Source organism: Streptomyces sp. NPDC041135 (genome assembly GCF_055592085.1).
The window spans coordinates 613,367-626,483 of sequence record NZ_JBVIYZ010000001.1; the positions used below are offsets into that span (position 1 = coordinate 613,367).

General features: G+C 74.3%; 11 protein-coding genes. 5 read left to right on the forward strand and 6 right to left on the reverse strand.

All coding sequences use genetic code 11. The features are described from left to right. Window positions 1-42: 42 nt before the first annotated feature. Entirely contained in the window at window positions 43-1,482 is a 1,440-nt protein-coding gene (locus ACZ6CZ_RS02765) for an ABC transporter permease (RefSeq protein ID WP_469013734.1), read from the reverse strand. Between the two features lie 199 nt (window positions 1,483-1,681). Here ACZ6CZ_RS02765 and ACZ6CZ_RS02770 point away from each other — a divergent pair, with 199 nt between their 5' ends. Then, complete coding sequence (locus tag ACZ6CZ_RS02770; protein WP_469013736.1) at window positions 1,682-3,025, forward strand: D-alanyl-D-alanine carboxypeptidase family protein; 1,344 nt, start codon at window positions 1,682-1,684, stop codon at window positions 3,023-3,025. A 266-nt stretch (window positions 3,026-3,291) separates the two neighbouring features. On the opposite strand, the gene ACZ6CZ_RS02775 is transcribed toward ACZ6CZ_RS02770, so the two are convergent. Then, the gene (locus tag ACZ6CZ_RS02775; RefSeq protein WP_469013738.1) at window positions 3,292-4,050 is read right to left on the reverse strand and encodes an SDR family oxidoreductase; all 759 of its coding nucleotides are present in this window, start codon (window positions 4,048-4,050) and stop codon (window positions 3,292-3,294) included. Between the two features lie 203 nt (window positions 4,051-4,253). Then, window positions 4,254-5,273, reverse strand: coding sequence for a Gfo/Idh/MocA family protein (locus tag ACZ6CZ_RS02780; protein WP_469013740.1), 1,020 nt, complete (start codon window positions 5,271-5,273; stop codon window positions 4,254-4,256). 144 nt (window positions 5,274-5,417) lie between these two features. Here ACZ6CZ_RS02780 and ACZ6CZ_RS02785 point away from each other — a divergent pair, with 144 nt between their 5' ends. The 4 genes from ACZ6CZ_RS02785 to ACZ6CZ_RS02800 all read left to right on the forward strand — a co-directional run bounded on the left by ACZ6CZ_RS02785 (window position 5,418) and on the right by ACZ6CZ_RS02800 (window position 9,936). Further along, window positions 5,418-6,833, forward strand: a complete 1,416-nt coding sequence (locus ACZ6CZ_RS02785; protein ID WP_469013742.1) for a multidrug effflux MFS transporter — start codon at window positions 5,418-5,420, stop codon at window positions 6,831-6,833. Window positions 6,834-6,850: 17 nt separating this feature from the next. Continuing rightward, window positions 6,851-7,975 (forward strand): serine hydrolase domain-containing protein, encoded by a 1,125-nt coding sequence (locus ACZ6CZ_RS02790; protein ID WP_469013744.1) that lies wholly within the window; start codon window positions 6,851-6,853, stop codon window positions 7,973-7,975. A gap of 43 nt (window positions 7,976-8,018) precedes the next feature. After that, complete coding sequence (locus ACZ6CZ_RS02795; protein WP_469013747.1) at window positions 8,019-9,002, forward strand: small ribosomal subunit Rsm22 family protein; 984 nt, start codon at window positions 8,019-8,021, stop codon at window positions 9,000-9,002. A gap of 199 nt (window positions 9,003-9,201) precedes the next feature. Then, complete coding sequence (locus ACZ6CZ_RS02800; RefSeq protein ID WP_469013749.1) at window positions 9,202-9,936, forward strand: bifunctional DNA primase/polymerase; 735 nt, start codon at window positions 9,202-9,204, stop codon at window positions 9,934-9,936. 18 nt (window positions 9,937-9,954) lie between these two features. Here the strand turns inward: ACZ6CZ_RS02800 and ACZ6CZ_RS02805 are convergent, their stop codons facing one another. Genes ACZ6CZ_RS02805 through efeB form a run of 3 tightly spaced genes read right to left on the reverse strand, consistent with a single transcriptional unit; the run spans window position 9,955 to window position 13,111 of the window. After that, window positions 9,955-10,956, reverse strand: coding sequence for an SCO2278 family lipoprotein (locus ACZ6CZ_RS02805; RefSeq protein WP_469013751.1), 1,002 nt, complete (start codon window positions 10,954-10,956; stop codon window positions 9,955-9,957). Continuing rightward, window positions 10,916-11,788 carry an iron uptake transporter permease EfeU gene (gene efeU / locus ACZ6CZ_RS02810; protein ID WP_469013752.1) on the reverse strand — a complete coding sequence of 291 codons (873 nt, stop codon included), beginning with the start codon at window positions 11,786-11,788 and terminating at the stop codon, window positions 10,916-10,918. The genes ACZ6CZ_RS02805 and efeU overlap by 41 nt, the downstream gene beginning before the upstream one ends. A 3-nt stretch (window positions 11,789-11,791) precedes the next feature. Next, window positions 11,792-13,111, reverse strand: coding sequence for an iron uptake transporter deferrochelatase/peroxidase subunit (gene efeB / locus ACZ6CZ_RS02815; RefSeq protein ID WP_469013755.1), 1,320 nt, complete (start codon window positions 13,109-13,111; stop codon window positions 11,792-11,794). Between the last annotated feature and the right edge of the window lie 6 nt (window positions 13,112-13,117).

Below are 13,117 nucleotides of genomic sequence, written 5' to 3' on the forward strand. Positions count from 1 at the left end.
CGGGGGGAGTGGAGGCGGCGCCCCGGCACAGGAGGCGGGCGCCTACGAGACGCTGCGCAGGGCGTCCGCCGGCCGCATCCGGGAGGCCCGCCAGCCGCCCATGGCACCGGCGATCAGGCCGCCCGCCACCGCCAGGCCCACGGCGAGCGCGATGGTGGTGACGGACACGGGCGCCGACAGCGCGATCTCCATGGTGTTCGCGGCGGACTGCCCGCCGCGGCCGCCGCCCGGGCCGCCCATGCCGCCGCCCGGTCCGCCTCCGCTGCCGAGTTGCGCGGTCAGCTTCGGGCTGATCAGGGTGACCGCGTAGGCGGCGCCCAGGCCCAGCGCGATGCCGAGGGCGCCGCCGATCAGGCCGTTGACCATGGACTCGCCGACCACCTGCCGGGTGACCCTGCGGCTGGGCCAGCCGAGCGCCTTCAGCGTGCCGAACTCCCGCACCCGCCGGGACACCGCCGAGGAGGTGAGCAGGGCGGCCACCAGGAAGGCGGCGGCCAGCACGGCGACGGACAGCCACGTGCCGACGCTCGAGGCCAGGTCGGAGGCCGTGGACAGCGAGCCGGAGACGGTGGAGGCCAGGTCGGAGGAGGTGGTGACGGTCGTACCGGAGATGTTGTCCTGGATGGTCTTCTTGACGGCGGCGATCCGCTGCGAGTCGGTCGCCTTGACGTAGATGGTGGTGACCTTGTCCTTGGCGTCGCCGAGTGTCTGCGCCTGCTTCAGCGGCAGGTAGACATCGGTGGTGGACTCGCCGCTGTCCGGGGTGGCGATGCCGATGACCGTGTACGTCGTGCCGGAGATCTTGAAGGCCGAACCGCTCCTGTACTTCTTCTCCTTGGCGTACGACGCGCTGACCACCGCGACCTTGGCGTTCGTCTGCGCCGAGGCGAAGGTCTTCCCGGAGGTGATCTTCATCGTGGCGAGCGGGCCGAGGTCCTGGTGGGTGACGTCGACACCGGCGACGGAGTAGTTGTTGACGTCGAAGTCGGCGCCGCCGCCCTGCACCTGCGGCTGACCGCTGTCACCGCCCGGCTGCCGGCCGCTGCCGCCCCCGGAACTCTGCGCCTTGCCCTGGGTGAAGGAGCCGTCGACCTTGGTGACGTTCAGGGACAGGGCGCCGACCGCCGACGCCACGCCCTTCTGCGCGGCGACCCGCTGGACGAGCGAGGACTTCAGGGTCTGGCCGCCCTGCGTCATGACCCGGTCCGAACTCTGCGAGGTGCCGCTGTCCGACTTGGCGTCGAACGAGAAGTCCGGGCCCCGCGAACCGCTCGACGCGGCCGCCGTCCGGGCCTTGGTGACCGTCATGTCGGTGCCGAGGCCGTAGAGCGACTTGAGGACCTTGTCCTGTGCCTGCGTCATGCCGGCCGACACCGAGTTGACGGTGATGACCAGGGCGATTCCGAGCGCCAGACCCAGTGCGATGACCAGAGCCGCCTTCTTGCGCCGGCTCAGCTCGCGCTTGAGATAGATGCCAAACATCCCGTTCCTCGAGGTTCTTGGCGCCCGCTGTGGGCGCGGCCACAAGCTAGGGAGGAACCTTTGCGACCCACTGAGGAAAGGGTGTGCGGGGCCTGAGAAAGCGCGACGGTGATTCAGATTTCCCTGAGACAGCCCGTTCCCGGGCTGTTGAGGGCCTGCTGCCAGGAAACCGCTGTTGAGTGCGGTGTACGGTCCCGGGATGCGTGATTGTTCACGGCTCACCCGGCGAGCCGCACTCGGTCTGACGGCCGCCGCCCTCCCGCTGTCCGCGGCCACCCCGTCCGCCGCCTCCACCACCACCCGGGTCTCCACCACCACCGCTGCCCCCACCGTCTCCACCGTCTCCACCGTCTCCGCCGTCTCCGCCGCTTCCGGCAGGGCGCGCGCGGTCGTCGGTGGGGAGCGGCTGGCCCGTGCCGGGGTCCAGGCGGGCCGCGCCGCCGGGCTGCCCGCCAAGCTCACCGCCCGGTCCTGGCTCGTCGCCGACCTCGGCAGCGGCGAGGTGCTCGCCTCCTTCCACGCGCACCGGCGGCTGGCGCCCGCGTCCACGCTGAAGATGCTGTTCGCCGACACCGTGCTGAGGAAGCTCGACCGCACCGCGCGGCACACGGTGACCGACGCCGAACTGGCCGACGTCCCCGCCGGCTCCAGCCTGGTCGGCGTCAAGCCCGGGATCACCTACACCGTCGAGCAGTTGTGGCAGGGCGTGTTCCTGCGCTCCGGCAACGACGCCGTGCACGTGCTCGCCCACCTCAACGGCGGGGTCGCCGCGACGGTCGCCGAGATGCAGGCCCTGGCCGACGATCTCCAGGCCCTCGACACCCGTGTCGTCAGCCCCGACGGCTTCGACCACCCGGGCCAGGTCTCCTCGGCGTACGACCTCACCCTCTTCGCCCGGCGCGGACTGAAGGACGCCGACTTCCGCGGCTACTGCGGCACGCGGACCGCCGACTTCCCGGCGGGCGGGAAGAAGACCTTCCAGATCCAGAACACCGACCGCCTCCTCACCGGCGCATGGGGCCTGCACACGTACGACGGGCTCATCGGTGTGAAGAACGGCTACACCAGCCACGCCGGCAACACCTTCACCGGCGCCGCCACCCGGGGCGGCCGCACGCTGCTGGTCACCGTGATGCACCCGGACAGCGGCGGCAACGCCGTCTACGAGGAGACCGCCGCCCTGCTCGACTGGGGCTTCGGGGCGGGCGGTACGGCCCCGGCGGTCGGCACGCTGGTCGAGCCGCTCAGCGAGGGCGGGGCGACTGCGGGTCACACGGCCGCCGGTAAGGCGGCCCGCGCGGCGGCGGGCGCGCCGGGTGCGGCCGCGACCGGGGATTCCACGCCCTGGCGGCTGCTGGAGGGCGCCGCCGGGGCGGTCGTCCTGCTGGGCGCGGGAGCCTGGGCACTGCGGCGGCGCAGGGCGGCCCGGCCCGCACCGGCAACTCCCGCCGTCACCCCGCCGGTTCCCACCACAGCCGTTCCCGCGCCGCCGGTTCCTGCGGCGCCCCCGGCCGACGCGGATGACCGTTCAGCGAGCCGCTGACAGAAAACCGCTGACCGGGACGGTGCTCGCGGCAGCCGCTCCCGCGCTCCGGTGCGTACTCCGCCATCGGCGCGCGAAGTCCACCCCCACCCGGTGCGCGGGAACGGCTGCCGCATCCCCCCTCGGGATGGTCTGCGGAACCCGAGAGCCCCAAGTGTGAAGCTCTCGTGGAGGAGAGTTGAGCATACGGGTGACACCGGCCGCAATACCCACGGAGCGTCAAACTCCGCTTGTGCACGTTGTGCAGGTCCTGATCCGAGCGCCCCTCATCCCCGGCCGACGTACGGCATCGCCGTCGCCAGTACCGTCGCGAACTGCACGTTCGCCGCCAGTGGCAGTTCCGCCATGTGCCGCACGGTGCGTGCCACGTCGGCCACGTCCATCACCGGCTCCGGCGCGATCTCCCCGTTGGCCTGGAGGGCGCCGGTTTCCATGCGCGCCGTCATGTCGGTGGCCGCGTTGCCGATGTCGATCTGCCCGACCGCGATGCCGTAGCGCCGCCCGTCCAGCGACAGTGACTTGGTCAGCCCGGTCAGCGCGTGCTTGGTCGCGGTGTAGGCCGCCGAGTGCGGGCGGGGCGTGTGTGCCGAGATGGAGCCGTTGTTGATGATCCGGCCGCCCTGCGGGTCCTGCTCCTTCATCTGCCGGTACGCCGCCTGCGCGCACAGGAACGCCCCGTTGAGGTTGGTGTCCACCACGTGCCGCCAGGCGTCGTAGGACAGCTCCTCGACCGGGACGCCGCCGGGCCCGAAGGTGCCGGCGTTGTTGAACAGCAGGTCGACCCGGCCGAACCGTTCCACGGTCGCGGCGAACAGCCCGGCCACGTCCTCGGGCCGGGACACGTCGGCGCGCACGACGAGCCGGTCGCCGTCCGGGGCCAGGGCGGCGGTGGTCTCCAGCGTCCCGGTCCGGCGGCCCGCCAGCGCGACCGACCAGCCGGCCCGCAGCAGCTCCAGGGCCACCGCCCGCCCGATGCCGGACCCGGCCCCGGTCACCACCGCGCTCTTCGCATGCGTCTCAGTCATGCCACCGCAGCGTAGGCGCCGAGTCCGCGATGCGGAATCAGGTGTCCGCCATACGGTTACCGGGCCCGGCCGGGCATACGGTCACCGGGCCTCGGCCCGGACGTGGCTCACCCCCGGCGCGGCTCACCCCCGGCGCCGCTCACCCCCGGCGCCGCTCAGGCCGGGCGCCGCTCAGGCCGGGCGCCGCTCAGGCCGGGCGCCGCTCAGGCCGGGACCGGCTCCGTGACGATGTCGCCGGGGTAGCGCACCCCGGTCCGCTCCCGGATCGCGTCCAGGGTGCGCATCACCGCGAGGGTGCCGTCGAGCGGGACCAGTGGCGACTCCTTCTCGCCGGCCCGCAGCGCGCGCATGACCTCCCGGGCCTCGTGGCGCAGGGTGCCGCGCGGCCCGTCCGCCGGGTCGGCGGTGAATTCCTCGGGGTCGCGGCCGTCGCGGTGCAGCACGAAGCGTTCGGGGTGGAAGAAGCCGGACGGGACGTCGATCCGGCCGAGGGTGCCGGTCACGGACGCCGTGTTCCCCGTACCGCCCACCAGCGAGCAGTGCACCGCCGCGAGAGCACCGCTCTCCCACGAGAGCAGCGCACCCGTCTGGAGATCGACGCCCTCATCCGAGAGCACCGCTCTCGCCGTCACCTCGGCCGGCTCACCCAGCAGCAACTGCGCGAACGACACCGGATACACCCCCAGGTCCAGCAGCGCCCCGCCGCCCAGCGCCGGGTCCCGCAGCCGGTGCGCGGGCGGGAACGGGCCCGCCAGCCCGAAGTCGGCCTGCACGGTGCGCACCTCGCCGATCGCCCCGTCCTCGACCAGCGTCTTCAGCCGCCGCACCAGCGGGTTGCAGTACATCCACATCGCCTCCATCAGGAAGCGGTCGTGGTCCCGCGCCAGCGCGACCAGTTCCCCGGCCTCGCGCAGGTTCAGCGTGAACGGCTTCTCGCACAGCACGTTCCGCCCGGCCTCCAGGCACAGCCCGGCGGCCGCGCGGTGCGCCGAGTGGGGCGTGGCCACGTACACGACATCGATGTCCGCGTCCCGCGCCAGCTCCTCCCACGAGCCGTAGGCCCGCCCGATGCCGAACCGCTCGGCGAACGCCTCCGCCGGCTCCGGCCGCCGCGAGGCCACGGCCACGATCTCCGCGTCCGGCAGGTCCACCAGATCCGCCGTGAACGCCGCGGCCATCCCGCCGGTCGCCACGATTCCCCACCGCACCGTCTGTTGCGCCATCCCCGCCCTCACCCATCCGACCCTCGGCAGTGTGTACGAGCTGAGAGCATAGGTGCGGTTCACCCGGACCCACCAAGGAATCTCACCCAGCGATCCCACCCGGCGATCCCACCGAGCGGGACCCACCAGGACAGTGAGGACGACATGCCCGAGCACGCGGCGGCCCCGACACCGGAGACGGGCGCGACGGACGCGGCGGAGGCGACCGCCGTGTCCGACGCGACGGCCGTGACCGATGCGACCGCCGTGAGGGAAGCGGCGGCAGCGCCCGCCGCGCCCGCCGCACCGGCCGTCCGCGCCGCCCGCCGCACCGGCCTGCTCGTCACCGTCGTCCTCGGCGGCCTCACCGCCACCCCGCCGCTGGCCATGGACATGTACCTCCCGTCCCTGCCGGCGGTCACCCGCTCCCTGCACGCCCCCGCCGCCACCGTCCAGCTCACCCTCACCGCCTGCCTGGCCGGCATGGCCCTCGGGCAGCTCGTGGTCGGCCCGATGAGCGACCGCTGGGGCCGCCGGCGCCCGCTGCTCACCGGCCTGGCCGTGTACGTCGTGGCCACCGCCCTGTGCGCGTTCGCGCCCACCGTCGAGACGCTCGTCGCCTTCCGGCTGGCGCAGGGGCTCGCGGGCGCCGCAGGGATCGTCATCGCCCGAGCCGTCGCCCGCGACCTCTACGACGGCGTGGCCATGGCCCGCTTCTTCTCCACCCTGATGCTGATCTCCGGTGTCGCCCCGATCGTGGCACCGCTGATCGGCGGGCAGATCCTGCGGGTGACGGACTGGCGCGGGGTGTTCGTGGTGCTCACCGCGGTCGGGGCGGTGCTGGCCGCCGTCGTCTGGCTGCGGCTGCCGGAGACCCTGCCGCCCGCCGAACGCCACCGCGGCGGCGTCAGGGAGGCGCTGCACGCCATGCGCGGCCTCCTCGCCGACGTGCCCTTCACCGGCTACATGCTGGCCGGCGGCTTCGCCTTCGCCGCGCTGTTCGCCTACATAGCGGCCTCGCCGTTCGTGGTGCAGGAGATCTACGGCGCCTCCCCGCAGACCTTCAGCCTGCTGTTCGGCCTCAACTCCGTCGGTCTCGTCGTCGCCGGGCAGGTCAACGGCAAGCTGCTGGTCGGCCGGGTCCGGCTGGACCGGGTGCTGGCGACCGGCCTGGCGGTGATCGTGCTCGCCGCCGCCGCCCTGCTGCTGATGTCCACCGGAACCTTCGGGGAGGTCGGTCTCGCGCCCGTCGCCGCCGCGCTGTTCGTGCTGATGTCGGCCATGGGCATCACCCTGCCCAACGCCCAGTCCCTCGCGCTGCTGCGCACCCGGCACGCCGCGGGCTCCGCCTCCGCGCTGCTGGGCACCACCTCCTTCCTGGTCGGCGCGGTCGCCTCGCCGCTGGTCGGCGTCGCCGGGGAGCGCACCGCGGTGCCGATGGCCGTCGTCCAGCTGGCCGGGGCACTGGTCGCGGCGGCCTGCTTCGTGACACTGTGCCGTCCCTGGAGAACGGCGGCGGCGCCCCACGTCCCGGGCGCCCGCCGCCCGGACGGGGCCGGGAGCACGGGGGAGGAGAGCTGAGCACACCGCGACTGCGCGTGGACGCACCGGAACGGGCCGGACTCGACCACACCGAACTGCGCCACCTCGCCCGCCTGGTCCACGACGTCACCACCGGGGAGCGTCCCTGGGCGGCCGGCGCGGTGGTGATCGCCGGGCGCGGCCCGGTCATCGCCGTGGCGCAGGCGGCGGGCTGGGCGGTGCGCTACTCCGCCTACGACCCCAAGAGCGACGCGGGCGTCGAACTGCCGCCCGCCGCCCGGGTGCCGATGACCGTCGACACCCCCTTCGACCTGGCCTCCCTCACCAAGCTGTGCACGGCCGTCGCCGCCGTGCAGCAGATCGAGCGCGGCACCCTCGGCATCGACGCGCGGGTCGGCGCCTACCTGCCCGAGTTCCGCGCGGCCGCCGCGTACGGCGTCACCGTGCGGCAGCTGCTCACCCACACCTCGGGGCTGCGCCCCGACCTGCCGCTGTACGACTGCCCGGACGACGCCGCCCGGCTGGCGATGCTGCGCGCCGAGGCGCCGGTGACCGAGCCGGGGACGTACCGCTACTCGGACCTGAACATGCTGCTGCTCCAGTCGGTGCTGGAGCGGATCACCGGCCGCACCCTGGACGTGCTCGTCCACGAGGGCATCACCCGGCCGCTGGGGATGACGGCGACCGGATTCGGGCCGTGCCGGGGCGCGGCGGCCACCGAGGACCAGCGCAAGCCGTGGGCGAAGGCGGACCGCGGGATGCTGCGGGGCGTCGTCCACGACGAGAACGCCTGGGCGCTGGGCGGGGTGGCGGGCCACGCCGGGCTGTTCTCCACCGGCCGGGACCTGGCGGTGTTCTGCCGGGCCCTGCTGGCGGGCGGCGCGTACGGTCCCGCGCGCATCCTCGGCCCCGACTTCGTGGAGCTGCTGCTGGCCCCGCCGGGGCTGGGCTTCGCCGTGGACCAGCACTGGTTCATGGGCGAGCTGGCGGGCCGGGGAGCGGCCGGGCACACCGGCTTCACCGGGACCTCGCTGGTGCTGGACCCGGCGACGGACACCTTCCTGATCCTGCTGGCCAACACCGTGCACCCGCGCCGCCGGCCGCCGGACAACGGGCCGAGGCGGGCGGCGGCCACGCATCTGGCGAGGGCGGTCCACCGGGCCGGCCCGTCGGGCCCGTGAGCGGGGGACCGGTGACCGGGCGCCGCGCACTTAGAATCGCCGGGTGAACGATGCAGTGCCCCCGGCCGACGTCCTCCGCTCCGCGCTCGCGGGGCTGCTCGACGGTCTGCCGCCGACGCAGGCCGCCCGGGCGGTGGCCCGGCTGATCGAGAAGTACCGCGGGGCCACCCCGACCGACGCGCCGATCCTGCGCGACCGCGCGGACGTGGTCGCGTACGCCGCGTACCGGATGCCGGCCACCTTCGAGGCGGTGCGCTCGGCGCTGGCGGCCTTCGCGGACGCGGTGCCCGGGTGGGCGCCCGCCGGCCATGTCGACGTCGGCGGCGGGACCGGCGCCGCCACCTGGGCGGTCAGCGACACCTGGGGCGGGACCCGGCCGGTGACGGTGCTGGACTGGGCGGAACCGGCGCTCGCCCTCGGCCGGGAGATCGCCGCCGCCAACCCGGACCTGCGGGACGCGCGCTGGCAGCGCTCACGTATCGGAGCGGCGCTCTCCATAGAGAGCACCGATCTCGTCACCGTCTCCTACGTCCTCAACGAACTCGACGAGGCCGCCCGCGCCGCCCTGGTCGACGCGGCCGCGGCCGCCGCGCGGGCCGTGGTGATCGTGGAGGCCGGCACCCCCGCCGGCTACGCCCGCGTCATCGAGGCCCGCGACCGTCTCGTCGGCGCCGGTTTCCAGGTCGCCGCCCCCTGCCCACACAGCGCCGCCTGCCCGATCGCGCCCGGCACGGACTGGTGCCACTTCTCGGCCCGGGTCAGCCGCTCCTCCCTGCACCGGCAGGTCAAGGGCGGCTCGCTGGCCTACGAGGACGAGAAGTTCAGCTACGTCGCCGCCACCCGCCTCCCGGCGGGCCCGGCCCCCGCCCGCGTCGTGCGGCGCCCCCAGATCCGCAAGGGCCAGGTGCTGCTGGACCTCTGCGAGGCGGAGGAACAGCTGCGCCGCACGACGGTCACCAAACGCCACGGCGACCTCTACAAGGCGGCCCGCGACGCGGACTGGGGCGACCCCTGGCCACCGCGCTGAGGCGCTCCCTGGCCACCCCGTTGCGGCGCCCCCGGGGTCACCGCCCCGCCGCCGCACCGGCCGCCCCCGCCGTCGCGCCATCCGCCCCGACCGCCCCCGCCGCCGTCCCGGCGGACCCGGGCGGCCGACCCCCGGGGCGCGTCCGGCCGGCCGGATGAGGCATGCTGGCTGTCCGCAGACCAGCGAGGCGAGGGGATCGATGAGCGCGACGTTCGGCGGACCGTCCGGCCGGCAGGGCAGGCTCTCGCGGTGGCTGCGCGGACGCCGCCCGCCGCACCCCGCCGACGACGCCGGCCGGGAGACCCTGCTGCTCGCCGCCGCCCGCGCCGGACTCCCGCTGGCGCCCGCCGCGCACCCCGCGTCCGGCTACCGCTGCTCCTGCGACCGCGTCGGCTGTCCCACCCCCGCCCGGCACCCGGTGTCGTTCGCCTGGCAGACGCAGTCCACCACCGACCCGGCGCAGGTCGAGCACTGGGCCCGGCACGAGCCGCAGGCCAACTTCATCACCGCCACCGGCATGGTGCACGACGTCCTCGACGTGCCCCTGGAAGCCGGCCGGCAGGCGCTGGAACGGCTGCGCGACGCCGGTGTCGAGGTCGGCCCGGTGGCCGAGAGCGACGACGGCCGCATGCTGTTCTTCACCCTCACCCGGGGCACCCCCCAGGACGAGGACGAGTGGTGGCCGTGCGAACTGGACTGCCACCCCGAGACCATGGACGAGCATCCGGGCCTGCGCTGGCACTGCCGGGGCTCCTACGTCCTGGTGCCGCCCGCCCGGCTGCCCGGCGACGACCGCCAGGTGCGCTGGCTGCGCGGCCCCGAGCACGCCCTGCCCGACCCGCTCAGCCTCCTGGAGACCCTCACCGACGCCTGCGCCCGCCACGCAGGCACCGATCCCGGCCCCGCGGGCACCGCCTGGCCCGTGCAGCACTGACCGCCCGCGCCGGGCCGGTCACTCGCCCTGAGCGGCGGTCAGCCCCTGCACCCGGCCCACCACGGACACCTTGCCGCCGCCCGCGCCGGCGGCCGGGACCAGGGCGGCCTCGTTGGACACGAACTCCATCGTCAGCGACTGCTTGACCTCGCCCTTGGTGAGCGCCCGCACGTCCTTGTTGGGGATCGCCACGGTGGCGCCCGCGGCAGCCGTCCGCTTCTCGTAGTGGTGCGTGGTGAAGAACACCAGCGCCCCGCCGTCCGCGGTGCGCAGCGCCAGCGGCGCGTAGTCGCCGCCGCCGAGCGGCTTGTCGATGTACTGCGTGACCAGGCCGGGCCTGCGGGCCCGCTTGCGGCGGTCGGCGCGCCAGCGGCTGGTCTGCGGGCCGTCGGCGAAGGTCCGCCCGCCGCCGCGCAGGTAGCTCGCGTAGTCCTTGCTCAGTGCGGCCGGCGGCACGGCGAGCCCGTCGGCGTCGGCGGGCACCGTCTCGGCGCGGCCGTCGGGGCCGGTGCGGAAGCGCGGCATGTCGCCGGGCGCCACCAGCGTCAGGTACGCCACCTGCCAGCGCTCGGTGCGGTTGTGCCGGACGAACACCAGCAGCCAGCGGGCGTCGCCGCCGCTGTTGCCGTGGGCGTCGGCGACGAACCAGCGCGGCCAGCCCGCCTTCTCGGGGATGGTGAACTTCGCGTCCGTCAGCCGCAGCGGGCTGTGGTTGGCGTTCCCGGAGGGGCTGTTGGCGTGCCCCGCGGCGAGTTTGGCGGAGTCGATGGCGGCGACGGCGCCGGTGACGTAACGGGCGTCCAGGGAGCGGTCGTAGGCCTTGTCGGCCGCGTTGTAGGCGTCCGTGAAGCGGGCCAGCGCGGTGGCGGCCTCGGCGCGGGTGGCGGCGGGGAGCACCACCCGTTCCCCGTGCACCACCACACAGCCGCTCGCCGTCAGCGACCAAGCGGCCAGTACGGCCGCGACGAGTGCGTTCCGGTCACGCCTGCGGAGCCTTCGACGGCTGCGTTCCCTGGTCATGAGGTGCTGTCACCCTCCCCTTTCCGGAGGCGAACCCTACCGGGGAGAGGAACAGCGCGAGCGTCGGGACCAGGTACAGCGCCCAGACCGTGACCTGGGCCACGGTCGGGTCCGGCTGGAAGTTGAAGACGCCCTTCAGCAGGGTGCCGTACCAGCTGTCCGGTGCGATCGTGCCGCTGATGTCGAAGGCCAGGGAGGCGATCCCGGGCAGCCAGTTGGCCTCCTGGAGGTCGTGCACGCCGTAGGCCAGCACGCCCGCCGCGACGACGACCAGCATGCCGCCGGTCCAGGTGAAGAACCGGGAGAGGTTGATCTTCAGGGCGCCGCGGTAGAACAGCCAGCCCAGCAGGATGGCGGTGGCGATGCCGAGGGCCACGCCGATCAGCGGGCGCGGGGTGCCGTCACCGGCCGCGTGCACCGACGCCCACACGAACAGGGCGGTCTCCAGGCCCTCCCGGCCCACGGCGAGGAAGGCGGTGGCGACCAGCGCGCCGGTGCCCATGGCCAGGGCCGCGTCCAGCTTGCCGTGCAGCTCCGCGCGCAGGTGCCGGGCGGTGCGCCGCATCCAGAACACCATCCAGGTCACCAGGCCGACCGCGAGGATCGACAGGGAGCCGCCGAGCGCCTCCTGCGCCTCGAACGTCAGCTCCTGCGAGCCGAACTCCAGGGCGCAGCCGAAGCCCATGGCGATGGCGACGGCGATGGCGATGCCGGTCCACACCGGCCGCAGGGCGTCCCGGCGGCCGGTCTTGACCAGGTAGGCGATCAGGATGCAGACGACGAGGCTGGCTTCCAGTCCCTCGCGCAGGCCGATCAGGTAGTTGGAGAACACGGGCTACGCCTCCTCGGTGAGCAGCGTCCGGCCCCACCAGTCGTCCGCGTCGCGGACGCCGGGCGGGATCGCGAAGACGGCCGAACCGACGTGCTGGATGTACTCGTTGAGCGCGTCGGAGGCCGCCAGCCGGCGCTGGAGCGGGATGAACCCCTTGCGGACGTCGCGCTGGTAGGCCAGGAAGAACAGGCCCGCGTCCAGGCGGCCGAGGCCGTCGGTGCCGTCGGTGAAGGAGTAGCCGCGGCGCAGGATGGTGATGCCGTCGTTGGAGTCGGGGTGCGCGAGCCGCACGTGCGCGTCCGGCTTCATCGCCTTCAGGAACGGCGCGTCGTGCTCCTTGGCCTTGCCGACCGGGGCGCCCTCGCCCTTGTCGCGGCCGAAGACGTCCTCCTGCTCCTGGAGCGAGGTGCGGTCCCAGGTCTCGATGTTCATCCGGATGCGCCGGGCGACCAGGTAGGACCCGCCGGTCATCCAGCCGGGGCCGTCGCCGTCGCCGACCCACACGAACTTCTTCAGGCGGTCGGTCTCGGTGCCCGCGATGTTGCGGGTGCCGTCCTTGAAGCCCATCAGGTTGCGCGGGGTCTGCGCGCCGGGCGTGGTGGACGAGGTCTTGCCGAAGCCCAGCTGGGACCAGCGGATGGCGACCTTGCCGAACCCGATGCGGGCCAGGTTGCGGATGGCGTGCACGGCGACCTGCGGGTCGTCGGCGCAGGCCTGGATGCACAGGTCGCCGCCGGTGCGGGCGGCCTCCAGGTTGTCACCGGGGAACCGGGGCAGGTCGACCAGGGCGTCCGGGCGCTTGTCCGCGAGCGAGAACTTCTCGAAGAACGACGGCCCGAAGCCGATGGTCAGCGTCAGCCGGGACGGGGCGAGGCCCAGTGCCTCGCCGGTGTCGTCCGGCGGCGCCTCGGCGAGTCCGCCGTAGGCGCCCTCGCCGACCGCCTTCCCGGCGCTCATCCGGCGGGCCGCGGCCGTCCAGTCCTTCATCAGCTGGACGAACTCGGCCCGGTCGTCCGTCTTCACGTCGAACGCGGCGAAGTGCAGCCGGTCCTGGACCGGGGTGGCGATGCCGGCCTGGTGGGCGCCGTGGAACGGCACCGCGCCGCCCGCGTCGGCGGCCGCGGGGTCGACGTCCTCGCCCGCCCGGGTCATCGCCACCGTGCCGCCGGCCGCGACGGCGCCGAGCGCGAGCCCGGCGCCGCCCCAGCCGATCAGCGCACGGCGGGAGGGACTCCTGCCGGAGCCGGAGCCGGAGCCGGAAGCGGGACCCGAGCCGGAATCGGAGCCGGACGTGGGGGTGCTGGAGGTGGGCGCGTCGGACATGCTCAT